Annotated in this window: 21 protein-coding genes, 1 other RNA gene and 1 pseudogene; 11 read left to right on the top strand and 12 right to left on the bottom strand. The window is 62.6% G+C overall.

All coding sequences use genetic code 11. From position 1 onward, the window contains the following. Window positions 1-17: 17 nt before the first annotated feature. From EN749_RS05650 to ffs, 8 genes and pseudogenes are all read right to left on the bottom strand, one after another. Window positions 18-1,661: an ABC transporter substrate-binding protein gene (locus EN749_RS05650; protein ID WP_127807978.1), complete on the bottom strand. Its 1,644-nt coding sequence runs from the start codon at window positions 1,659-1,661 to the stop codon at window positions 18-20. Window positions 1,662-1,921: 260 nt separating this feature from the next. Continuing rightward, the gene (locus EN749_RS05645) at window positions 1,922-3,181 is read right to left on the bottom strand and encodes a lytic murein transglycosylase (protein WP_128362714.1); all 1,260 of its coding nucleotides are present in this window, start codon (window positions 3,179-3,181) and stop codon (window positions 1,922-1,924) included. Between the two features lie 26 nt (window positions 3,182-3,207). Beyond that, window positions 3,208-3,813, bottom strand: a complete 606-nt coding sequence (gene recR, locus EN749_RS05640) for a recombination mediator RecR (protein WP_027039603.1) — start codon at window positions 3,811-3,813, stop codon at window positions 3,208-3,210. A 113-nt stretch (window positions 3,814-3,926) separates the two neighbouring features. Continuing rightward, complete coding sequence (locus EN749_RS05635; protein ID WP_128287548.1) at window positions 3,927-4,859, bottom strand: cell wall hydrolase; 933 nt, start codon at window positions 4,857-4,859, stop codon at window positions 3,927-3,929. A gap of 135 nt (window positions 4,860-4,994) precedes the next feature. Then, window positions 4,995-5,402: a hypothetical protein gene (locus EN749_RS05630; RefSeq protein ID WP_128287557.1), complete on the bottom strand. Its 408-nt coding sequence runs from the start codon at window positions 5,400-5,402 to the stop codon at window positions 4,995-4,997. A gap of 27 nt (window positions 5,403-5,429) precedes the next feature. Continuing rightward, window positions 5,430-5,753 (bottom strand): YbaB/EbfC family nucleoid-associated protein, encoded by a 324-nt coding sequence (locus EN749_RS05625; protein ID WP_013527931.1) that lies wholly within the window; start codon window positions 5,751-5,753, stop codon window positions 5,430-5,432. A 30-nt stretch (window positions 5,754-5,783) separates the two neighbouring features. Then, a pseudogene (locus EN749_RS05620) lies at window positions 5,784-7,595 on the bottom strand (DNA polymerase III subunit gamma/tau). A 105-nt stretch (window positions 7,596-7,700) separates the two neighbouring features. Continuing rightward, window positions 7,701-7,797: signal recognition particle sRNA small type (ffs, locus tag EN749_RS05615), an RNA gene on the bottom strand. A 169-nt stretch (window positions 7,798-7,966) separates the two neighbouring features. On the opposite strand from ffs, the gene EN749_RS05610 reads away from it, so the two are divergent. Genes EN749_RS05610 through EN749_RS05600 form a run of 3 tightly spaced genes read left to right on the top strand, consistent with a single transcriptional unit; the run spans window position 7,967 to window position 9,655 of the window. Further along, the gene (locus EN749_RS05610; RefSeq protein WP_127807981.1) at window positions 7,967-8,386 is read left to right on the top strand and encodes an HIT family protein; all 420 of its coding nucleotides are present in this window, start codon (window positions 7,967-7,969) and stop codon (window positions 8,384-8,386) included. 41 nt (window positions 8,387-8,427) lie between these two features. Then, on the top strand, window positions 8,428-9,372 hold the full coding sequence (gene nudC, locus EN749_RS05605) for an NAD(+) diphosphatase (RefSeq protein WP_128362713.1): 945 nt from the start codon (window positions 8,428-8,430) through the stop codon (window positions 9,370-9,372). 37 nt (window positions 9,373-9,409) lie between these two features. Continuing rightward, window positions 9,410-9,655: a Dabb family protein gene (locus EN749_RS05600; protein WP_128362712.1), complete on the top strand. Its 246-nt coding sequence runs from the start codon at window positions 9,410-9,412 to the stop codon at window positions 9,653-9,655. 137 nt (window positions 9,656-9,792) lie between these two features. Here the strand turns inward: EN749_RS05600 and EN749_RS05595 are convergent, their stop codons facing one another. Both EN749_RS05595 and EN749_RS05590 read right to left on the bottom strand, forming a co-directional pair. Continuing rightward, the gene (locus tag EN749_RS05595; RefSeq protein WP_127395783.1) at window positions 9,793-10,656 is read right to left on the bottom strand and encodes a prephenate dehydratase; all 864 of its coding nucleotides are present in this window, start codon (window positions 10,654-10,656) and stop codon (window positions 9,793-9,795) included. A gap of 9 nt (window positions 10,657-10,665) precedes the next feature. Then, window positions 10,666-11,394 carry a 3-deoxy-manno-octulosonate cytidylyltransferase gene (locus EN749_RS05590; RefSeq protein WP_128287545.1) on the bottom strand — a complete coding sequence of 243 codons (729 nt, stop codon included), beginning with the start codon at window positions 11,392-11,394 and terminating at the stop codon, window positions 10,666-10,668. Window positions 11,395-11,587: 193 nt separating this feature from the next. Here EN749_RS05590 and EN749_RS05585 point away from each other — a divergent pair, with 193 nt between their 5' ends. The 7 genes from EN749_RS05585 (at window position 11,588) to EN749_RS05555 (ending at window position 21,035) form a co-directional block, all read left to right on the top strand. Further along, complete coding sequence (locus EN749_RS05585) at window positions 11,588-12,262, top strand: cytochrome c family protein (RefSeq protein WP_127395781.1); 675 nt, start codon at window positions 11,588-11,590, stop codon at window positions 12,260-12,262. Between the two features lie 155 nt (window positions 12,263-12,417). Next, a complete protein-coding gene (locus EN749_RS05580) occupies window positions 12,418-14,295 on the top strand; it encodes an extracellular solute-binding protein (RefSeq protein ID WP_128362711.1) in 1,878 nt (625 codons plus the stop codon). Further along, window positions 14,295-16,163 carry an extracellular solute-binding protein gene (locus EN749_RS05575; RefSeq protein WP_128362710.1) on the top strand — a complete coding sequence of 623 codons (1,869 nt, stop codon included), beginning with the start codon at window positions 14,295-14,297 and terminating at the stop codon, window positions 16,161-16,163. The genes EN749_RS05580 and EN749_RS05575 overlap by 1 nt, the downstream gene beginning before the upstream one ends. 30 nt (window positions 16,164-16,193) lie before the next feature. Further along, entirely contained in the window at window positions 16,194-17,291 is a 1,098-nt protein-coding gene (locus tag EN749_RS05570; protein WP_127321004.1) for a microcin C ABC transporter permease YejB, read from the top strand. Continuing rightward, window positions 17,291-18,436 carry an ABC transporter permease gene (locus EN749_RS05565; RefSeq protein ID WP_128362709.1) on the top strand — a complete coding sequence of 382 codons (1,146 nt, stop codon included), beginning with the start codon at window positions 17,291-17,293 and terminating at the stop codon, window positions 18,434-18,436. Before EN749_RS05570 ends, EN749_RS05565 begins: the two co-directional genes overlap by 1 nt. Then, window positions 18,433-20,064 carry an ABC transporter ATP-binding protein gene (locus EN749_RS05560; protein WP_128362708.1) on the top strand — a complete coding sequence of 544 codons (1,632 nt, stop codon included), beginning with the start codon at window positions 18,433-18,435 and terminating at the stop codon, window positions 20,062-20,064. The genes EN749_RS05565 and EN749_RS05560 overlap by 4 nt, the downstream gene beginning before the upstream one ends. Before the next feature lie 29 nt (window positions 20,065-20,093). Beyond that, window positions 20,094-21,035, top strand: coding sequence for a glyoxylate/hydroxypyruvate reductase A (locus EN749_RS05555; RefSeq protein WP_128362707.1), 942 nt, complete (start codon window positions 20,094-20,096; stop codon window positions 21,033-21,035). On the opposite strand, the gene EN749_RS05550 is transcribed toward EN749_RS05555, so the two are convergent. Then, window positions 21,032-21,394 (bottom strand): hypothetical protein, encoded by a 363-nt coding sequence (locus EN749_RS05550; protein WP_127399208.1) that lies wholly within the window; start codon window positions 21,392-21,394, stop codon window positions 21,032-21,034. The two genes, EN749_RS05555 and EN749_RS05550, sit on opposite strands and share 4 nt — an antisense overlap. Window positions 21,395-21,684: 290 nt before the next feature. Next, a complete protein-coding gene (locus EN749_RS05545; RefSeq protein ID WP_128362706.1) occupies window positions 21,685-22,614 on the bottom strand; it encodes a methyltransferase domain-containing protein in 930 nt (309 codons plus the stop codon). A 106-nt stretch (window positions 22,615-22,720) separates the two neighbouring features. Between EN749_RS05545 and EN749_RS05540 the strand changes: the two genes are divergently transcribed. Next, a partial coding sequence (locus EN749_RS05540) for a ligase-associated DNA damage response exonuclease (RefSeq protein ID WP_128362705.1) occupies window positions 22,721-23,626 on the top strand: 906 nt, incomplete at its 3' end.

The raw sequence follows: 23,626 nt of genomic DNA, 5'->3' as shown, positions 1-23,626 counted from the left end.
CGGCGTGTCCGCGAGCACTATTCCTTGGACACCGGCCCGACGAAATTGCTGTCGAAGCTCGGGCCGAGCGCAAAGCCCTTGAGGTTCTTGCGCAGGCCGGCGACTTCCAGCTGCTGGTGGATGACGACGAAGGGGCTGGTGTCCAGGATCTTCTTCTGCAGATCCTTGTACATGTCAGCGCGTTTACCGGCGTCCTTCTCGAGCAGTGCTGCTTCCGTTTCCTTGGTCAGGTCCGGAATGTCCCAGGCGTTGCGCCAGGCGAGCGTCTTGGACTTGCCCGCATCCGAATTGTCCGGGTTCGAGGCAAAGGTCTGGGCGTTGGAATTCGGGTCGAAATAGTCCTGGCCCCACTGGCCGATATAGATGTCGTGGTTGCGGGCGCGATATTTGGTCAGCGTCTGCTTGCCGTCGCCCGGGATGATCTCGAGCTTGATGCCGGCCTGGCCAAGCGTCTGCTGGATCGATTCCGCCATGCCGGTCGTCGGCTGGCCGGTGCGTACGTCCATGGTTACGCTGAAGCCGTCGGGCAGACCGGCCTTGGCCAGCAATTCCTTGGCCTTGGCGACATCGAGCTTGAACGGATTCTCATCCAATTCGCCGAGCACGCCCTTGGGCAGGAAGGTCTGGTGGATTTCGCCGATGCCCTTGAGGATCGTCGAGCTCAGCGCATCATAGTCTACCAGGTATTTGAACGCTTGGCGTACCTCCGGCTTGGCAAGGTTGGCATTCTTCTGGTTGAGGCTGATGTAATAGACCGTGCCCTTCGGCGCGCTGGTCGAGGTCAGATCAGCATTCTTGGCGATGGCGTCGAGATCGTTCGGCTCGAGATTGCGGGCAACGTCGATGTCGCCGGCTTCGAGCGCCAGGCGCTGGCCCGAGCTTTCCTTCATGTTGCGGTAGATGACGCGGGCAAGCTTGGCCTTCTCGCCGTAGTAATTGTCGTTGCGCTCGAGAACGACTGCCTCATTGGCACGCCATTCGCGCAGCTTGAAGACGCCGGAGCCGGCATAGCCGGTCTTCAGCCAGGCATTGCCGAAATCATTGTCCCATTTGTAGTCGGCGCTCGGCGTCACCGCAGCGACATGTTCCTTGACCAGCTTGGCGTCGACCACCGACGCGACCGTTGCCGACAGACAGTTCAGCACGAAGCTCGGGGCATAGGCCTTGTCGACGGTGAACTGGAAGGTGGTCTCGTCGACCGCCTTGGCCTTCTCGGCGACGTTGTCGCCGTTGATGCCGAACTGGCCGATGATGAAGGCCGGGCTTTTGTCGAGCTTGACCACACGTTCGAAAGACCAGGCGACGTCGGCGGCGGTGATCGGATTGCCGGAGGCGAATTTCAGGCCGGGCTTGAGCTTGAATGTGTAGGTCAGGCCGTCGTCGGAGACGGTCCAGCTTTCGGCAAGGTCTCCCTTGACCTTGGAGGTGTCGCTGAGGTCGAGACGGACAAGCAGATCATAGGTGTTGCCGGTGACCTCGGCGGTCGACAGCTCGAACGCCTCGCCCGGATCCATGGAGATGATGTCGTCGATCGCGAAACCTTCGACCAGCGTGTCGGCGGGCGTGACCGCACCGGCGGGTGCGCCGGCCAGAAGCAGCGCGGACATGGCTGCACCCGCGAGCAGGAAGCGAGAGCGTAGAGCAAACTTTTCCATCATCATCGTGATTGTTCCCTGTTTTGTTGTTTGTTGACCTGAGTTCCCGGCTCAGGGTTGTGGAATTCTTTTCGGGCCTTGAGACGGCCCCACTGACCTCTTACCGTTGCGGTTTTTGTCCAGTTGGTCAACACCATATCCGGCGGCCTCGTGGCGGGCAACGAGCATTTATACGACGGCTCAATGGGCCAGAAAGGCCGGTGGATGTCGACGCATAAGCCAGCCAATAGAGGCTGCCGATCGGGAAAATCTGGCGAATGTCGCGGCTACTTCAGAGCCGCGACAAGGCCGGCGTCAGGGAAGCAGGTGGCGGCGCGCCCGTTCTTGGCTTGCCAAGTGCCGATCGAACGGCGGGTCTTGAAGCCGGGCAGGCCATCGGCGCTGCCGACATCATAGCCCTGGGCTTCCAGCGCGCGTTGCAGAGCGGCGATGTCCGAACGGTGGAGCCCGCCAACCGCGCCCCAGCTGCCGGCGAAATTGCCATCGCCATGGGCGATGCGGTCGGCGCCGTGGCCGATGAACAGCGCGTAGAGGTCGCTGGTGTTGTATTGCTTCAGCACGTAGAAATTGGGTGTGGCGATAAAGGCCGGGCCGCTGCGCCCTGCCGGCATCAACAGAAAACCCTCGGCCTTCAGCTCACTTGCCGGAAACGGTTTGCCGCCAACGCGCTTGATGCCCATATCAGCCCATTGCGAGATTTTCTTGCCCTGGTCCGGGCCTTCCAACGAACAGGAAACGCTTTCCGGCACCGTCACCTCGAAACCCCAGCCACGGCCCTTTACCCAACCGTAATGGACGAGATAATTGGCGATCGAGGCCAGCACGTCCGGCGTCGAGTTCCAGATGTCGGCGCGGCCGTCGCCGTCGAAATCGACGGCATGTTTCAGGAACGAGCTCGGCATGAATTGCGGCTGGCCGAGCGCTCCGGCCCAGGACGATTTCATCGCGCCGACCGGAGCCAGCCCGCGCTCGACGATCTCGAGTGCAGCAAGCAACTCGGTGCGGAAGAAGTCCTTCCTGGTCGACATGAACGCCTTGGTGCCCAGCACCTCGAAGGCGTCGTAGGGTATTTTTGCCGCGCCGAATCCGGTCTCGCGGCCCCAGATCGCCAGCAGCACTTCGCCCGGCACGCCGTAGCGCTTTTCGATTGATGCAAGTGTCCTGGCATTGGTGGCTTCGCGCGCCCGCCCGCCCGCCGTCACCGCGCGAACGGTCTTCTCGGCGAAATAGGCGCCGGGTGAGCCGAATTCGGCCTGATGCTGCTTCCGCGGCGTGGTCGCCTTATCGCCCGGCTTGACCAAGTCCGGCAGCTTCAGATTGGGCTTGATGCCGTCAAAGGCGGCATCGAAGGTGGTTTTGGAAATGCCTTTCGCCCTTGCTTGCGGCCAAAGGTCGTTCTGCAGCCAGGCGCGGAACTGGTCGTCGATCTTTGCGGCGGAGGCGGGAGCGGAAATGAAGAGACTGGCCAGCGCGGCCAGAAGAAATGCAGAGATGACATTGCGAAGGTTGTGTTCTGCGGCAGTCATCTCAGCAAGCATCCCCGCCAATTGCGTCAAAACGCCGTCCGCGAGCGCAGCGCCGCGGCCAGCGTGCCCTCGTCGAGATAGTCGAGTTCGCCGCCGACCGGCACGCCATGCGCGAGCCGTGTCACCTTGATGTCGAAGCCGGACAGCTGATCGGTGAGGTAATGCGCGGTCGTCTGGCCCTCCACCGTCGCATTGACGGCGAGGATGATCTCCTTGACCTCGCCACCGGCGACGCGGTCGACCAGCGAGCGCATGTTGAGCTGGTCGGGGCCGATGCCGTCGAGCGGCGACAGCGTGCCGCCGAGTACGTGGTAGCGCACATTCATCGCCGCCGCGCGCTCCAGCGCCCACAGGTCGGAGACGTCCTCGACGACGATGATGGTGCCGGCGTCACGGCGCGGGTCGGTGCAGATCATGCAAGGGTCCGATGTGTCGACATTGCCGCAGGTCGAGCAGATGCGCACCTTGTCGGCCGCTTCGGCCATGGCGGCGGCCAGCGGCGACAAAAGCTGCTCCTTCTTCTTGATCAGATGAAGGGCCGCACGCCTGGCCGACCGGGGACCCAGCCCCGGCACCTTGGCCAGGAGCTGGATCAGACGTTCGATCTCGGGACCGGCGATTCGCTTCGACATCGCTCTGATCTAGGATTTTTCAGAGCGCTTTGGAACATCCGCATACGCATGACCGCCATATTGGCCTTGGCGGACCAAAATGGGCAGGGCCTATGGGGACCATGGAGAGCAGATCAGTTGGTTTCGAGCGGCCGGCCCTGGCTGACGATCATCGCGCCGACAGCGTCGGTGTTCTCAGGCGTCGACTGGAATCCCATAGACGCCTCTTGCGGCGCTTCCTCGACCGAGGAGATGACCCTTGTCCTTGTGTTCAAGGTTCCGCCAAAACGGGCGGCATCCGGTTCCTCCATCGGCTCCTGCATCGCCACCACCGTCGGCTCCGCCGAGACACGCGCGGATTTCGCGGTCGGCGCGGCGGCCGCGGTCAAATAGGTCTGCTGGGCAGGGACGGACCGGACGGTCGCCGGCTTGGCCGGGCGCACCGGCTCGGCGGACGCGACCATCGTCACCGGCTCCGCTGGCTTCTGCGGCGCCGCCGAGGCAATGGCGACCTGCGGCTCGTCCGGCAGCGGCTGCCAGTTGCGGCCGCGCTTCTCGTAGAAGGCATTGCCGCCGGCAACCATGGTGTAGTGCATGTTCTTGTAGGGGAAGCGTAAGCCGGCGGTGTGGAAGAACATGGTGTTCTTGAGCTTGGCCTTGCGCTCACCCTTGAGCACCGCCTCGGCAGCCTCTTCGACATCGGGCATTGCGCGTGAATTCATCGGCCTTGTCATGACGCCGGGGGCGAACTGCCCGCGCTCGCCCACCACCTGGCAGATGGTGCTGCCGTGCTTGCCGGAGCGCAGCCGGTTCATCACCACCGTGCCGACCGCGATCATGCCGTCGCGGCTCGATCGGTTGGATTCAAAGAACATCGCCCGTTCCAGGCATTCCTTGTCCTTCGGCGTGTGGCTGTAGGCCCGTGAGCTGAGGAAACCCGGCGTGATGGCGTCGGTCAGGCTGGCGACGGACATGCCGTGTGACGTGGTCTGGCTGCAGGCAGCCAAAAACAGGGGTGAAATGACGGCGCAGAGCAACAGCGGCGTCTTCCATCGCGTGGCAATCAACAGGTAACCCTCTCACTTCCATGCCCGCCCCCAGGCTGCGGCAAGAATGAGACACTTTCGGGCAAAATGATGGCCAAAACGTTATTGATGAGGCTCTGTTGCCAAATTGGTACAGCTGCATGGCCTAAAAGTGAATTAGTGCCCCACTGTAATGGCCGCCGGCTGGCCGGGCTCAAGCTCCTCGACCTTCTCCGAAAACAGGCCGCGCCGGAGGAACAGCGTCCGCGCCTCCCTGGCCGTCGGCGCGATCTTTGCCGGCCAGTCGCTGTCTATGAACTCAGCCTTGGTGAAGTCCGGATTTGTCTCGCTTGCCGCCTCCAGGAATTCGGCGATCTCCAGCACGATCGCGCGCTCGTCCTTTGAAAGCGCCGATGTGCCGGCTTCGATCGACGGGCGATGGACGAAATCCTCGAACAGATAGAAATAACCCTTGATGCCGACGAGATCGACGCCGTCGTCACAATCGGCCAGGATTTCCAGGATCTCGTAGATCCTGTTGCGGATACGCTGCTCGATCAGTCTTTCGGAGGGCTCTTCGGTCATGGCGATCATGGGCGCGCGCGCCGAATGCTAGAAGGGCAGTTTCATTCCCGGCGGGATCGGCAGACCTGCGGTCAGCGCCTTGGTCTTTTCCTGCATGATCTGCTCGACCTTGGTCTTGGCGTCGTTGTGAGCGGCCAGCACCAGGTCTTCCAGGATTTCGACATCGTCTTCCTTGAACAGAGACGGATCGATCTTCAGCGACTTCATCTCGAATTTTCCGGTCAGCGTCACATTGACCAGGCCGCCGCCGGCCTGGCCGGACGCTTCCAGCGTGGCGATCTCGTCCTGCATGGCCTGGAACTTGGCCTGCATTTCCTTCGCCTTGCCCATCAGGCCGAGAAGATCTTTCATGGTCGGGTCCTTTGCGGATTCGTGGCTGGATCAGGTTTCATCGTCGTCAGCCGGCGGCTCTACCGGCACTTCAGCCTCTGTCGTTTCGGCTTCCGGCGCGTCTGGAATGCGCACGTCGATGATCTTGGCACCGGGAAAGCGCGCCAGGATGGCGGCCACGGTGGGATCGCTCTTGGCATCGAGAAATGCCGTCTCGCGTTTGGCCGATTCCATTTCGGCGAGCGTCTGGCCGCCCTCTTCCTTTGACAGCGAGACCAGCCAGCTGCGGCCGGTCCAGGCGCGAAGCTTCGTCGTCAGGTCGTTGAGCAGCATCTTGGGCGCATCGCTGGTCAGGCCGACGTCGATGCGGCCGGGCTCGATACGCACGAACCGGATGCAGCTCTTGACCAGCACCTTGAAGGCGATGTCGCGTTGCGCATCGGCCAGGGCAATGATGTCGGCCAGCGATTTCAGCGGCGCCGATTCCATGGCAGGCTCCGGCGGAGCGACGTAGGCAACGGGAGCAGGCGAGGCCTCGACCAGCCGCATGCTCTGTGCCCCGCCCGATCCGGATGGCATGCGCGTCTGCGCCACCGCGCCGGCACCACCGCCATTGCCGGAACTTGCCGGCGTCCCATTCGGGCGCGGCGCGCCATTCTGCATGGGCGCAGCGCCCTCGAGCGATCTCAGCGCCTCGTCCAGCGTCGGCAGATCGGCGGCATGCGCCAGCCGGATCAGCACCATTTCGGCGGCACTCACCGGCCGGTTGGAGGACTGCACTTCGGGAATGCCCTTGAGCAGCATCTACCATGTCCGCGACAGCACCCTGACCGACAGCGTCCTGGCGAAATCGGCGCCGCGCTGCCGCTCGTCCTCAGATAGCGAGGCATCCTCGATGGCCGTCGGCACGAAACGCAGCCGGGTGACGAGATGGTTGAATTCGGCAAGATCGGTCAGCACGGCGGCTGGATCGGCGCCGGTGTCATATTGCGCACGGAATTCGCCAAGGGCTGCCGCCACATCGCCCTTCATCACATGTTCGAACAGGTCGACGATGCGGGCGCGGTCGGCGAGCCCGAGCATCGCCCGAACCGCATCGGCGCCGACAGAGCCGGCGCCATGGGCAATCGCCTGGTCGAGGATGGAAAGCGAATCACGGGCCGAGCCTTCGGCGGCGCGCGCGATCATCGCCAGCGCGTCGTCGTCGACAGAAATGCCTTCCTGGGCCGAGATCGAGGACAGATGCGCGACCAGCGCGCCGGCGTCGATGCGCCTCAGGTCGAAGCGCTGGCAGCGCGACAGGACGGTGATCGGGACCTTGCGGATTTCGGTGGTGGCGAAGATGAATTTGACGTGCGGCGGCGGCTCTTCCAGCGTCTTCAGCAGGCCGTTGAAGGCCTGCGTCGACAGCATGTGCACTTCGTCGATGATGTAGACCTTGTAGCGGGCCGAGACCGGCGCATAGCGAACGCGCTCGATGATATCCCTGATGTCGTCGATGCCGGTGTGCGAGGCGGCGTCCATCTCGATGACGTCGACATGGCGGCCTTCCATGATCGCCTGGCAATGTTCGCCGAGGACGGCGAGGTCGACCGAAGGCTGGTCGATATCGGCGGTTTTATAATTCAGGGCCCGCGCGAGTATGCGCGCCGTCGTGGTCTTGCCGACGCCGCGCACGCCGGTCAGCATCCAGGCCTGGGCGATGCGGCCGGTGGCAAAGGCGTTGGTGAGGGTGCGCACCATCGGCTCCTGGCCGACCAACTCGGAAAAATTCGAAGGACGGTACTTGCGCGCCAGCACGCGATAGGCGGCGGCCTTGCCTATCTCCAGGCTTTTTGGTCCCGAATTTCCGGCTTCGCTCATACGCCCGTAAAGCTCCAAATGGCCGCGCCCGAAGGCGGCCGATTCCTGCGCATAGTCTCGCCCGCGCTGCAATGCGTCGTCAATGTCGCGAGAGGGGCCGATGAGGTGGGAGGCTGGAACAATGACCCGTTCCGGGCTCGTTAGGGCTGCTTCCTTCCGGACCTGACCCGGTTGGCGAGTGGATCGTCCACCACCAACCTCCCGCTTTCCATATCGGCAATTGCGCGACGAAATGCAAGTCCGCCGAAGAAATCGTTAAATGTCGAATCGGCGCACCAAACCGTGAGGGCGCAATGATTCGCTTGCAGCCCCCTTGCCGCCGCTCTAGCCTTCATGTGTTGAGCAAACCAAGAAAAGCAAGGGAAACGCCGATGTTGCCGGGCCTGGAGGCCGGATTTACGCTGGACGCACGGCTGGAGGCGGACAGCGAACAGTTGATGTGGCTTGGGCTGTGCGAATTGCGGGTGATGAACGACCGCCGCTGGCCATGGCTGCTGCTGGTGCCGCAGCGGCCCGGCGCGGAGGAAATCCATGACATGACGCCGCTCGACCAGGCGATGCTGACCTTCGAGACCAATATGGTGGCGCAGGCGCTGAAGAAGGCGACCGGCTGCGCCAAGATCAACACCGGCGCGCTCGGCAACATCGTGCGCCAGCTGCACATCCATGTCATCGCGCGTTCGGAAGGCGATCCCGGCTGGCCAGGCCCTGTGTGGGGACATGGCCTGCGAGAGCCCTATCAACGTTCCGACTTGCGACGGTTTGCCGAAACGATCAAGGCGGCGCTATAAGCGTTCCCAGTGTCCATCCCTCAACATATTCCAGAGTCCCCATGAGCTTCCGCCTGTTTGACGCGCCTTTGCGCGAGCCGAGCCAGTTCGTCGGCTTCGCCGGCAACACGATCGACCGGCAGTCCGAGAACCGGGCCGACGACTCGGTCGACAAGGCGCTGGCCGATCCGGCGACGCGGCTGCTTCTGATGCATGGCGGCCGGCTCTATCTGAAGCTCGGCGATGGCGGCGCTCTCGATCCCTGGTTCGGCGCCACCGAGAGCGAGCCCTTCAAGGTTTCCCTGGCGCAAGGCATCCTGCTCGGCTTTTCCGAACGAGGACCGGTGCTGGCCGTGCCCGCCGGCGTCGAACCCGAACAGCTTCCGGAAACAGTCAAGGCCATCGACTACCGCTCGGTCTACATGCAAGGGCTGATCGACGAGGCGGCGGCTGGCGCGATGGCGCAAGGGGCGGCCCTGCTTGCCTGGCATGCCAGCCATCGCTTCTGCAGCAAATGCGGTACAGAATCGCAGATGCGGGCAGGCGGCTACAAGCGCCATTGCCCGAATTGCGGCACCGAGCATTTTCCGCGCACCGACCCGGTGGCGATCATGCTGACGGCAACGCGGGAGAAGTGCCTGCTCGGGCGCGGCCGGCATTTCGCGCCGGGCATGTACTCGGCCCTTGCCGGCTTCATCGAGCCGGGCGAGACGATCGAGGCGGCGGTGCGCCGCGAGACGCTGGAAGAGGCCGGCATCCGGCTTGGCCGCGTCGTCTACCACGCCAGCCAGCCCTGGCCGTTTCCCTATTCGCTGATGATCGGCTGCTTCGGCGAGCCGCTCAACGACGACATCCAGGCCGATCTCAACGAGCTTGAGGACTGCCGCTGGTTTTTTCGCGACGAGGTGCGCCTGATGCTGGAAAGGACGCACAAGGACAATCTGGTCACGCCGCCGAAAGGCGCCATTGCGCATCACCTTATCCGCGCTTGGGTCGACTCGGAATGATGGCAGCGAACACCGAAAGACATTGCAGGAGCAGGACATGATCCGTCACACCGTCGTTTTCACGCTGAAGCATCCGCCGCATTCGCTGGAGGAAAAGCGGTTCCTGGTCGACGCCAAGAAAATCCTCACCGCGATCAGAGGCGTTACGCATTTCGAGCAATTGCGGCAGATCAGCCCCAAGAACGACTATCGTTTCGGCTTCTCGATGGAGTTCGCCGACCAGGCCGCCTACAACAGGTACAACGACCATCCCGACCATGTCGCCTTCGTGCGCGACCGCTGAGTGCCGGAGGTCGAGACCTTCATGGAGATCGACTATGTGCCGCTAGGCGCGGTGATCTAGGGCATGGTCCCGAAAAGTGGAAACCGGTTTTCTAGGACAAACGGTTTCGTTTGTCCGGAGATCATGCCCAGTAGCGATCAGTCCGCCACCTTCCACTGCTCACGCGACCCACTGGCCGGATAGACGCCCAGAATCCGCACTTCGCGCGAGAAGAAACGAAGCTCGTCCAGCGCCAGCTTGACCAGCGGGTCGTCGGGATGGCCCTCGATGTCGGCGTAAAACAGCGTCGCCGTGAAAGCGCCCAGCTGGTAGCTCTCCAGCTTGGTCATGTTGATGCCGTTGGTGGCGAAGCCGCCCATCGCCTTGTAGAGTGCGGCCGGCACGTTGCGGACGCGGAAGATGAAGGTCGTCATCATCTTGACGTCAGGCGACGGGCGCTCGGCCCATTGCTTGTTCTTGGTCAGGACGACAAAGCGGGTGACGTTTGAGTCGGTGTCCTCGACGTTTTGCTCGATGATATCGAGCCCGTAGAGGGTCGCTGCCAGCGCGGGCGACAGCGCCGCCATGGTGCGGTCCTTGACCTCGGAGACCATCTTGGCGGCGCCGGCCGTGTCGCCGGCGACGATCGCCTTCCAGCCGTTCTTGCGGATGTATTTGCGGCACTGGCCAAGCGCGTGGATGTGGCTGTGCACCGTCTTGATCTCGTCGCGCCTGACGCCCGGCAACACCATCAGCTGGAAATGGATGGGCAGGAAATATTCGCCGATGATGTGCAGCTTCGATTCCGGCAAGAGATGATGGATATCGGCGACGCGCCCGGCAATGGTGTTCTCGATCGGGATCATGGCAAGGTCGGCCTTGTTGGTCTCGACCGCGTTGAAGGCATCCTCGAAGGTCGGGCAGGGCAACGGGTCCATCGAAGGGAACATGTTGCGGCTGGCGGTGTCGGAATTGGCGCCCGGCTCGCCCTGGAAGGATATTCTGTTGGTCTTTTCAGGCATGCCGATATCTCAGGTTGAAAGGATCTGTCTGGCGCGTTCGAGGTCTTCCGGCGTGTCGACGCCGAGCGGCAGCGACTGGACGATCTCGGCGTCGATGCGCATGCCGGCTTCCAGCGCCCGCAACTGCTCCAGCCGCTCGCGCCGTTCGAGCGGCGACGGCTTCAGCGCGACGAAACGCTCGAGTGCTTCGCGGCGGTAAGCATAGAGGCCGACATGATGGTAGAGCGGCCCCTCGCCCCAAGGCGCCGTGGCACGGGTGAAATAGAGCGCCCTCAGCCTGCTGCCCGAGAGCGGCGAGCCGACGATCTTGACGACATTGGGGTTGGTCTTTTCCTCGTCACGGACGATCTCGACGCCGAGCGTGGCGATGTCCACCGCCCCGTCCTCGAACGGCCTGAGCGACGCGGCGATGATCGCGGGATCGATCGTCGGCAGGTCGCCCTGCACATTGACGATGGTTTCGACCTTGCGCCCGGGGTCGAGCGCGATCAGCGCCTCGTGGATCCGGTCGGAGCCGGATTCGTGATCCATGCGCGTCATCACGGCCTCGAAACCGTGCGCGCGCACCGCCTGCGCCACGCTTTGCGTGTCGGTCGCCACCACCACCCGTCCAAGGCCGGCTTCGGCGGCACGGCGGGCGACATGGACGATCATCGGGGCGCCTGCGATGTCGGCCAGCGGCTTGCCCGGCAGGCGGGTCGAAGCCATGCGGGCCGGGATCAGGATCAGCGTGGACATTTCGGGTGCAAGGCGTCTCGAAAGAGGACAGGGAAAGTGGCAAAAGGTCTCACTGGAAGCGCCCTTATAGGTGTTGCAACGCCGCAGCAAAAGACCTAGTTTCCGCCCGATTTGACCGCCCTGGCAGGACGGGTCACGATACCGACGGACGGAGTGGACGGTTCTGTCCGCCGGAAAAGGGAGCAAGGGGCGTATGGATTCCAACGAAGTCAACAAACTGCTCGCCGGATTGCTCGGAACCGTTTTCGTCGTCTTCTCGGTCGGTATTGTGTCGGACGCGCTGTTTGCCTCGCCGGCGCCGGAAAAGCCCGGTTTCGCCATCGAGGCCGCCGAGCCCGCCGAGGGCGGCCCGGCCGCTCCTGCAGCAGCCGAAAAGCCGATCGCAGATCTTCTGGCCAACGCAAGTGTCGAACAAGGCGCTGCCATCTTCAAGAAGTGCCAGGCCTGCCATTCCGGCGAAAAAGGCGGTCCGAACAAAGTCGGCCCCGACCTGTGGGACATCGTCGACCGTCCGGTCGCCTCTCACGAGGGCTTCGCATATTCGGCGGGGATGAAGGAATATTCCAAGGGCGGCACAGAGAAGTGGACCTACGACAACCTCAACCACTTCATCACGTCGCCCAAGAAGGACGTGAAAGGCACAGCGATGGGCTTTGCCGGCCTGCCGAAGGAAGAAGACCGCGCCAACGTTATCGCCTATCTGCGCACGCTGTCGGACAATCCCAAGCCGCTGCCGGCACCGGGTGCAGCCGCCGATGCAGGCGCGCCCGCCGATGCAGCCGCTCCGGCAAAGCCGGCTGAGGGTGCCGCGCCGGCCGCTCCCGCCGCCCCGGCTCCGGCCGCACCGGCACCGGCGCCTGCCCAATAGCCAGATATCATCTCGACGACCTTGAAAAAGCCGGGTTCAGCCCGGCTTTTTTGTTGGGAAAACCGCATAGGCGGCGACAAAGCCGCGCATGGCGGTTTTCACGAGCGCCAAATCATCTAGATTGCCATGAACGGGCATTGCGAAGAGGATAGTGCATGACGGTTGGCCGAACGCTTCTCAAGTCGTTGCTGGCGGCAGCCCTTCTGGCGGCGGGCTTGCAGGCTGCCCGCGCCGACGAATGGCGCACCACCTCATCGCTGATCGGCGAGTCCAAATACGGCGCCAATTTCCAGCACTACGACTACGTCAACCCGAACGCGCCCAAGGGCGGCACGCTGAATTCGGTGGTGCCAGGTACATTCGACAGCTTCAATCCCTACGTCGTCCAGGGATCACCGGCCGCCGGCCTCGTCGGGTTTGGCGGCGGCCTGCTCTACGACACGCTGATGGAGCAGGCGACCGATGAAGGCAGCACCAGCCATCCACTGATCGCCGATGCCTACAAATATCCTGATGATTATTCCTCCGCGACCTACCGGCTCGATCCGCGCGCCAAATGGCATGACGGCCAGCCGATCACCGTCGATGACGTGATCTGGTCGTTTCATGTGCTGAAGGCCAACAGCCCGCAGTACAGCCGCTATTTTGAGAATGTCACCGATGCGGTGGCGATTTCGGATCGCGAGGTGGAGTTTCATTTCAACCAGAAGGGCAATCGCGAACTGCCCAAGATCATCGGCGACCTTGCCGTGCTGCCGAAACATTGGTGGGAAGGCACCGATGCCAACGGCAAGAAGCGAGACGTAACCAAGCCGACGCTGGAAATTCCGCTCGGTTCAGCCGCCTACAAGATCGCCAGCTTCAAGCCGGGCTCGGAAATCATCTGGCAGCGTGTGCCGGACTATTGGGCGGCCAAGCTGCCGGTGAAGATCGGCCGTGAGAACTTCGACACCCGACGCTACACCTATATCCTGGACGACAACGCTGCCTGGCTCGCCTTCACCAAGGGTGGGCTGGAAGACATCAACCGCGAATACAGTTCGCGCAAATGGGCGACGGCTTACAATTTCCCGGCATTCCAAGCCGGCGATGTCATCAAGAAGGATTTCCAGACCCAGGCGCCGGAACCGATGCAGGGCTTCGTCCTCAACCAGCGGCGGCCGCTGTTCCAGGACCGGCTGGTGCGTGAAGCGCTGACCATTCCGTTCGATTTCGAGAGCATGAACCGCACACTGTTCTTCGGCTTCAACACCCGCACGTCGAGCTATTTCCAAGGCACCGAACTGGCCTCGAACGGGTTGCCGCAGGGCAAGGAACTGGAAATCCTGGAAAAATACCGAGACAAGCTGCCGCCCGAACTTTTCACCCAGGAATTCAAGCTGCCGGTTTATGATTCACCGCAGGCGGAACGGAAGTACCTGGAACAGGCGGTCGATCTCTTCGCCAAGGCGGGCTGGGTGATCAAGGGCGGCAAGATGGTCAATGCCAAGACCGGCGCGCCGTTCAAGTTTGAAATCCTCGGTTGGAACGACACCGACCAGGTCATCGCCAGCCCCTACATCGCCAATCTGCGCAAGATCGGCGTCGACGCCACTTTGCGCATCATCGACCAGACGCAGTACATCAACCGCGTCAACAATTTCGATTTCGATGTCGTTACCGGGATGCTGCAGCAGTCGGAATCGCCGGGCAACGAGCAGCGCGACTTCTGGAGCTCGAAAGCTGCCGACTCGCCCGGTTCGCGCAATCTGATGGGCATCAAGGACCCGACCGTCGACGCGCTGGTCGATCGCATTATCTTCGCGACCGATCGCGACGATCTCGTCGCCGCCACCCATGCGCTCGACCGCATCCTGCTGTGGAACTTCTACGTGGTTCCCCAATATTACCGGTCGGCGGTGTGGCTGGCCTATTGGGACAAGTTCAAATTCCCCGACAAGCAGCCTGCCTATGCCGGAGCCGACATCGATTCCTGGTGGATCGACCCGGACAAGGAGAACGCGCTGGCGGCCAAGTACAAGGGTGGCAATTGATGGCGGCCCTTCCCCGCCGCGACTTCCTGGCCCTGGGCAGTGCCGCGGCAGCCGCCGCCTTGCTGCCCGGCAAGGCCTTCGCCGACACTGCGACCGGCACCAAGCTGCACGGCCTGTCGGCCTTCGGCGACCTCAAATACAAACCCGATTTCGCGCATTTCGACTACGTCAATCCTGACGCCCCAAAGGGCGGCCAGATGAATTTCGCGCCGCCGAACTCGACCCTCAATCAGAGCTTCCTGACCTTCAACACCCTGAATTTCCTGGTGTTGAAGGGAGAGGCTCCGCCGCGCGCCGAACTCTGTTTCGATTCCCTGATGACAAGCGCGCTCGATGAGCCGGATGCGGCCTACGGCCTGCTCGCCGAAACCGTTACCCTGTCGCCAGACCGCAACGGTTTCCGCTTCGCCCTGCGACCGCAAGCGCGTTTTCATGACGGCTCGCCGCTGACCGCGGACGACGTTGTCTTCGCGCTGAAGCTTTATAAGGACAAGGGCCATCCGAACCTTTCCCAGGCGTTGCGGTACATGACCGACGCGGTTGCGGTCGATCCCGCCACCGTCAACCTCACTTTCAACGGCGAACAGTCAGCGCAAAACATCCTGGCGATCGTGGGGATGCCGATCGTCTCCAAGGCCTTTTATACGGCCAATGATTTCGATGCCTCGACCATGACACCGCCGCTTGGCTCGGGTCCCTACAAGATTGGACGCGTGGCGGCCGGACAGACTGTCGAATATGACCGCGTGGCCGACTATTGGGGCCGCGATCTGCCAGTGAACCGCGGCCTCTACAATTTCGACCGCATCCGCATCGACTTCTATCTTGACCGGCAGGCGGCGTTCGAAGCCTTCAAGAAAGGCGACACGCATTTCCGCGAGGAATTCACCTCGCGGGTATGGGCGACCGGATACGACTTTCCGGCGCTGAAGGACGGCAAGGTCGTCAAACGGGAATTTCCCGGTGAGAAGACGCCGGACATGCAGAGCGTCGCACTGAACCAGCGTCGTCCGCAATTCCGCGATGAGCGGGTGCGGCGGGCGATCGCCAGGTGCTTCGATTTCGAATGGATGAAGCGGGCGCTGTTTTACGGCTCCTACGAGCGTTCTCAATCGAACTTCGAACGGTCGGATTACAAGGCCGAAGGCCTGCCCTCGCCTGAGGAATTGGCCCTGCTGGAGCCGTTCCGGGCCGAATTGCCGCCAGAGGTTTTCGGTGAAGCGGTGACGCAGCCCCTTTCCGACGGTTCGGGCCATGACCGCAAGCTGCTGGGCGAGGCTTCGAGATTGCTTGCGCAGGCCGGCTGGAAGCGCGATGGCAGTTTTGTCGTCAACGACAAGGGTGAGCGGCTGCGGGTCGAAATGCTGGCGGAGGACGACGGCATCGTTCGCATCTACACCCCGTGGTCCGAGAATATGAAGGCGATCGGGATCGACGCATCGATCCGGCAAATCGATTCGGCGCAGTATGAGCAGCGGCACAGCAATTACGACTTCGATCTTGCCTTGCTGCATTGGTCGATCGGGGCGACGCCGACTGACGACAGCCTGCAGATGCTCTATGATTCCCGAATGGCGAAAATCCCGGGGCAGCGCAACTATCCGGGCACGGAAAGCAAGGCCATCGACGCCCTGATCGCGGCAGCCGGCAAGGCGAAAGACCGTATAGAACTCGTCACGGCGCTCAGAGCGCTCGACCGGGTCTTGCGCGCGCGGCTGGACTGGATTCCAACATACTATCTGGCGAATCACCGCGTCGCCTATTGGGACATGTTCGGCTTTGTCGAACAGAAGCCCGATTTCGGCTTTCCGGTCGAGACGCTGTGGTGGTTCGATAAGGGCAAGGCGGCAAGAATTGGCAAAGGCTGAGATGTTCGCTCAACGAGGGCAGAAGGCCTGATGGGCGCCTATATCCTGCGCCGCATCCTTTTGATGATCCCGACGCTGTTCGGCATCATGGCGATATCCTTCGCCGTCATCCAGTTCGCCCCCGGCGGTCCGGTCGAGCAGGTCATCGCCAGGCTGACCAATCAGGGCGGCAGCGACCGCCTCGGCGGCGGTGGCGGCGACGCGGGTGCTGGGGGCAACCTGGATGTCGCCGGTGACGTCAGTTCGAAATATCGCGGGGCGCAGGGGCTCGATCCGGAATTCATCAAGAAGCTGGAAAAGCAGTTCGGCTTCGACAAACCGCCGCTCGAGCGCTTCGGCATGATGCTGTGGAACTATGCCCGCTTCGATTTCGGCGACAGCTATTTCCGCGACATTTCGGTGCTCGACCTGATCCTGGAAAAAATGCCGGTGTCGATCTCGATCGGACTGTGGATCACGCTTTTGTCCTACCTGATCTCGATCCCGCTCGGCATCCGCAAGGCGGTCAAGGACGGCACTCCCTTCGACGTCTGGACCAGCGGCGTCGTCATTGTCGGCTATGCCATTCCGGGCTTCCTGTTCGGCATCATGCTGATGGTGCTGTTTGCCGGCGGGTCTTTCTGGGACTGGTTTCCGTTGCGCGGCCTCACCTCGGACAATTGGGATCAATTGTCCTGGTGGGGAAAGATCGTCGACTATTTCTGGCACATGACCTTGCCGCTGACCGCGCTGGTGCTGTCGGCCTTCGCCACCACGACGCTGCTGACCAAGAACTCGTTCCTCGAAGAAATCCGCAAACAGTATGTTGTGACGGCGCGGGCCAAGGGTCTGTCGGAACGGCAGGTGCTCTACGGCCATGTCTTCCGCAACGCCATGCTGATCGTCATCGCCGGCTTTCCTGGCGCCTTCATCTCGGCCTTCTTCACCGGCTCGCTGCTGATCGAGAACATCTTCTCCCTCGATGGCCTCGGCCTGCTCGGCTTCCGGTCGGTGGTCGAGCGCGACTACCCCGTGGTGTTCGCCAATCTTTACATCTTCTCGCTGCTGGGGCTGTTCGTCGGTCTCTTGTCCGACCTGCTCTACACCTGGGTCGATCCGCGCATCGATTTCGAGCGGAGAGACGTCTGATGTCGGAGACTACAGTCCCCGTGGACGCGGCACCCGCGCGGATCAAGCGGCCGTTTCTGTCGCCGCTCAACAAGCGGCGCCTGCAGAACTTCAGAGCCAACCGGCGCGGCTACTGGTCGCTGTGGATCTTCCTCGTCCTGTTCGTGCTGTCGCTGTTTTCCGAGTTCATCGCCAACGACAAGCCGATCATCGCCTCCTACAAGGGCGAGATCCTGTTTCCGGTGCTAGTCGCCTACCCCGAGGAAAAATTCGGCGGTTTCTATGCCGTCACCGATTATCGCGACCCGGTCATCCAGGACGAGATCAACGCCAATGGCTGGATGATCTGGCCACCGGTGCGCTACTCCTATCAGACCGTCAACAACGCCATTCCGGAAGCAGCGCCGGCCAGGCCGTCGTGGCAGTATGACGCCACGAAGCGCTGCAACCAGTATCCGAAGGGTGCCGCCGACCCGGCCTGCATGGTCGGCAACTGGAATTGGCTCGGCACCGACGACCAGGCGCGCGACGTGCTGGCGCGCGTCATCTACGGCTTCCGCATTTCGGTGCTGTTCGGCCTGATCCTGACCGCCGGATCGGCCTTGATCGGCGTCGCGGCCGGCGCCGTGCAAGGCTATTTTGGCGGCTGGACGGATCTCTTGTTCCAGCGTTTCATCGAGATCTGGTCCGCCATCCCGGTGCTCTATCTCCTGCTCATCGTCGCCGCCATCCTGCCGCCGGGCTTCTTCATCCTGCTCGGCCTGATGCTGCTGTTCTCGTGGGTGGCGCTGGTCGGTGTGGTGCGGGCCGAGTTCCTGCGCGCCCGCAATTTCGAATATGTCAACGCGGCCCGGGCGCTCGGCGTGCCCAACCGCACCATCATGTTCCGGCACCTGCTGCCCAACGCCATGGTGGCGACATTGACCTTCATGCCCTTCCTGCTCTCAGGCTCGATCTCGACGCTGACCTCGCTCGACTACCTCGGCTTTGGCCTGCCGCCCGGCTCCGCCTCGCTCGGCGAACTGCTCAAGCAGGCGCAGCGGAACCTCAATGCGCCGTGGCTCGGCATCTCCGGCTTCGTCGTCATCTCGCTAATGCTGTCGCTGCTGGTCTTCGTCGGCGAGGCGACGCGCGACGCCTTCGATCCGCGCAAGACGTTCAGATGAGCGAAGCCCCCTTGCTCAGCGTACAGGACCTCAGCGTCGCCTTCAGCCAGGGCGGCGGCCAGTCGACGGCGGTCGACCACATCTCGTTCGACATCGCCAAGGGCGAGACGGTGGCGCTGGTCGGCGAATCCGGTTCCGGCAAATCGGTCTCGGCGCTTTCGGTGCTGAAGCTGTTGCCTTATCCAAGCGCCAGCCATCCCTCGGGAAAGATCCTGTTCCAGGGCGCCGACCTGCTGGCGATGAGCGAGAAGCAGTTGCGGCAGGTGCGCGGCAACAAGATCACCATGATCTTCCAGGAGCCGATGACTTCGCTCAATCCGCTGCACACGATCGAGCAGCAGATCGTCGAGATCCTGAAGCTGCATCAGGGCATGGCCGACCGCCCGGCCAAGGAACGCACGCTGGCCTTGCTCAACGAGGTCGGCATCCGCGATCCGCATAAGCGCCTCGATGCCTATCCACACCAGTTGTCCGGCGGCCAGCGTCAGCGCGTGATGATCGCCATGGCGCTGGCCAATGAGCCCGAACTTCTGATCGCCGACGAGCCGACGACGGCGCTCGACGTCACCGTACAGGCGCAGATCCTCGAACTGCTGGCCGGCTTGAAGAGCCGCAAGGGCATGTCGATGCTGTTCATCACCCATGATCTCGGCATCGTGCGCAAGATTGCCGACCGTGTCTGCGTGATGACCAAGGGCAAGATCGTCGAGACCGGGCCGACCAAGGAGATCTTTGCCAATCCGCAGCATGCCTATACGCGGCATCTGCTGGCGGCCGAGCCAAAAGGCAAGCCGCCGGCCGCCAATGCCGATGCCAAGCCTGTCATGACCGGCAAGGACATAAAGGTCTGGTTTCCGATCAAGCAGGGCTTCTTCCGCCGCACCGTCGACAATGTGAAGGCCGTCGACGGCATCGATGTCACCGTGCGCGCCGGCCAGACGCTGGGCGTGGTCGGCGAATCCGGCTCCGGCAAGACGACGCTCGGCCTGGCGCTGGCAAGAATGATCTCGTCGACCGGAACGATCCAGTTCAATGGTCGCGACATCAACCAGCTGACTTTCAACGCCATGCGGCCGCTCAGGCGCGAATTGCAGATCGTCTTCCAGGATCCGTTCGGCTCGCTCAGCCCGCGCATGTCGATCGCAGAGATCATCGAAGAAGGCCTCAAGATCCACGAGCCGAAGCTGTCGCCCGACGAGCGCGACGACAAGGTGGCCGCCGTGCTGAAGGAGGTCGGGCTCGATCCGGCGACACGCAACCGCTATCCGCACGAGTTTTCCGGCGGCCAGCGCCAGCGCGTTGCCATCGCACGCGCCATGGTGCTCAACCCGCGCTTCGTCATGCTGGACGAGCCGACATCGGCACTCGACATGAGCGTGCAGGCGCAGGTCGTCGATCTGCTGCGCAGCCTGCAGGCCAAGCACGACCTCGCCTATCTCTTCATCAGCCATGATTTGAAAGTCATCCGGGCGCTCGCCAACGACGTCATCGTCATGCGCAATGGCCGGATCGTCGAAGCCGGTCCTTCCCAGCAGATTTTTGAAAATCCGCAAACCGACTATACTCGGGCGCTGATCTCGGCCGCCTTCAAGATCGAGACGGCACCGGTCGGCATCGTCAGCGAGTGATTTGCGTAGAGAGGGACTAAAAGACCGCAATGGAAAAAGGCCGTATCCTGCTTGCCGTCACCGGCTTTCATCCGCAGCGCTGGCGCGAGCTCCTGTCGGCCGAGCGCGAGGTGGTGCTGGAGCCCGACGGCGCCAGCGACCCGTCGATCACCTATGCCGTGGTGTGGAAGCAGAAGCCGAACCTGTTGTCGTCGCTGCCCAATCTGCGCGCCATCTTTTCGATCGGCGCCGGCGTCGATCATATCTTCGCCGATCCCGGCCTGCCCGATGTGCCGATCGTCAAGGTCGTCGCCGACAATCTCACCCAGTACATGACCGAATATGTCGTCTGGCGGGTTCTCGATCATCACCGCCAGGGCCTGCTCTACCGGTCGCAGCAGCCGAAGAAGATCTGGCACGAGCCGCAGCAGAGGCCTGCCGGTGACATTTCGGTCGGCATCATGGGCCTCGGCAGTCTCGGCCGCGCCGCGGCCTCGGTGCTTTTGTCGCTCGGCTTTGCCGTCAATGGCTGGTCGCGCACCGACAAGGTCATGGAAGGCGTCGCGACCTATTCCGGCGAGGCTGGACTGATCCCTTTCCTCAAGGCCACCGACATCCTGGTGGTGCTTTTGCCGCTGACGCCGGAGACCAAGGGCATTATCAACTACGGCGTGCTGAAGGAATTGCGGAAACGGAACGGCCTCGGCGGTTCGGTGCTGATCAATGCCGGGCGTGGCCGTCTGCAGAAGGATGCCGACGTCTTGCGGGCGCTGGATGACGGCACATTGAAGGAGGCGAGCCTCGACGTGTTCGAGGTCGAACCGCTGCCGAAGACCAGTCCGCTGTGGGGGCATCCAAAAGTGTTCGTGACGCCGCACGCGGCAGCGACCTCCGACCCGGTGCATCTGGCGCCGATCATGCTGCGCCAGATGGACGCCTTCGAACGCGGTGAAAAGCTGGACAATCTGGTGGACCGCAAGGCGGGGTATTAGCCAGGCAGAGCGAGCTTCTTCTGCTTGTCTGGCTGGCCGCAGTCGCGTCGATCGATCGACCGGTTCATGGCATCGATCTCACCGCTCGCCTTGTCGGTATCGCGCTTGGCTTTGGAGCGCATGTCAGGCGTGAACGGGCCGAAGCCCATCGCCGGGTTGGAGAATGTCGGCTTGGCCTTCGCCGGAAGGTTGTATTGCTGCGCCAAGCCGTTGCGCTGCGCCAGCAACTGATCGCACGGCACGGTGTCGTATTGCAGGGAGGACTGGACGTTCGCATCCTGCTGTTCCGACATCGACGTGCCGCCGACACAGCCGGTGGTCAGCAGGCAAGAGGCCAAGATCATCATGTTCCAGCGCATCGACTATGCTCCTCCTGATATCCAGCCCTGACTCGAGCAGATCGCAAATATCAGTCGCGCATGCAAATCGGACTTTTTCACAGCAAGATTGTTTGCGATGCGGCGAGGCCGCCCCTCCGCCGGCGCGTGGCTGACGGAGCATCAAACGAAAAACCCGCCTGCGCGGCGGGTCACTGGCGCAAATCAGCACCATGGGCGAAAATGTACCATAGCTGAGGGCAGGGTTTCAAGAAAAAATTCCTATCACGCTGCCCGGCAAAAAGCTACCGACACCGCCGAACTGGCTGTCGTCAGCTCTTTTGCTGAGCTGAGTTCGGAGCCTTGGCCACAACGACCAACCCGTTGACGTGTTCCCCACGATCCTGCCGGATGACGGTTGGCTCCAGTGACAGGACCGAAAGCCCGTTGGCGGCCAGGACGTCGCGCACATAGTGTTGCGCATGCGCATAGCGGCGCGACGGCAGCAGCACGAAATCGCCATCGCCAGCCAGCGTCTCGACGGAAAACGCGAACAGGCCATCCGTGGCCAGCAAGCCGGCAATCGTCTTCACCACGCCGTCCAGCGCGCCGACATAGATGAAAACATCGGCCACCGTCACCAGATAGGCTTTCGGACCGGCATAGGGAAAATCCCGCAGATCGGCCTTGTCGAGGAAATCGTAGACGCCCTTGGTCCGCGCCTTTCTCAGCATTTTGGCCGAAATGTCATACCCCTCCAGCCGGTCGACGATCGGCCGCAGCCTCTGCCCCATCAGGCCGGTGCCGCAGCCGAGATCCAGAGCGAGCGGGAAGCGTCCCGGCCTTGCCGCTCGAATGGCCTGGTCGAGCATTTCAGGCAGGCGGTAACTCAGCCTGCCGACCAGGGACTCATCGAAGCTCTCGGCATAGTGGTCGAACAAGGTCTCGACGAAGGCGCTGGGGAGCGCGTCGGGCGCCGGCGCCTTGCCGATCAATTGCAGGTTCAGTGCAGCGCCTTGACGATCCGATGGATCGAGTTGCAGCGACATCGTCCAGGCCTGCGCGGCCAACTCCGCCGCGCCCGCCGCCTGCTGCATCTCGCCGAGGCGAAACCAGCCCATCGCCCATAGCGGTGTCATTTCCAGGGCGCCGAGCAGCAATTCCGCCGCCGCCGCATGATCGCCATCCGCGTGCAGCATCTCGGCATAATCGGCACGGCGATCGGCGTTCAAGTCGCCGGACGAGGCCTGAAGCGGTTTCATGACGATGGATCCTGCCGGCGGATCGAGCCGGCGGTGCTCTATGCCGGAGTCAGCAGTGACTTACAACAGGCTTCCCGCCGCGGAATTATATCCTATCTTGGAGATCATGCGCGCCAGCGACCTGCTTCATCCCCGGCCTGAAGGCCTCTATTGCCCGCCGGGCGATTTCTTCATCGACCCGGTCCGGCCGGTCAACCGGGCACTGATCACGCATGGCCATTCCGATCACGCGCGTTCCGGCCACCGCTCGGTGCTGGCGACGCGGCAGACGCTCGACATTATGGGCCTGCGCTACGGCGAGGATTTCGCGGGAACAACGCAAGCGGCACAGCTCGGCGAGACGATTGCACTCAATGGCATCAGCGTCAGCTTCCATCCAGCCGGCCATGTGCTGGGCTCGGCGCAGATATTGGTCGAGCATCAGGACACGCGCATCGTCGCTTCCGGTGACTACAAGCGGCAGAGGGACGCGACCTGCGCGCCATTCGAGCCGATCCCGTGCGATGTGTTCATCACCGAAGCGACCTTCGGCCTGCCGGTGTTTCGCCATCCGCCCGACACCGAAGAAATCGCTCGCTTGCTGAAATCGGCGGCGCAGTTCCCCGAGCGCTCGCATCTGGTCGGCGCCTATGCGCTGGGCAAGGCGCAAAGGGTGATGCGGCTGTTGCGCGACGCCGGCTACGACAGGCCGCTCTACATCCATGGCGCGCTGGCCAAACTCAGTGAGTACTACCAGAGCCAAGGCATCGATCTCGGCACCCTCGAACCGGCGACCGTCGAAAGCGGCGGCAAGGATGATTTTACCGGCGCCATCGTCGTCGGCCCGCCATCGGCCTTCGCCGACCGCTGGGCGCGGCGTTTTCCCGATCCGATCTCGTGCTTCGCGTCGGGCTGGATGCGCATTCGCCAGCGCGCCAAGCAAGGCGGCGTCGAGCTGCCGCTGATCATCTCCGATCATGCCGACTGGGATGAGTTGACCGCCACGATCAAGGAGACCGGAGCCGAGGAGATC

Source organism: Mesorhizobium sp. M7A.F.Ca.ET.027.02.1.1 (assembly GCF_004022985.1).
In the GTDB taxonomy this organism is placed as follows: domain Bacteria; phylum Pseudomonadota; class Alphaproteobacteria; order Rhizobiales; family Rhizobiaceae; genus Mesorhizobium.
Note: the sequence above shows the minus strand (reverse complement) of the source record. Positions and strands in the feature narration are given on the sequence as shown.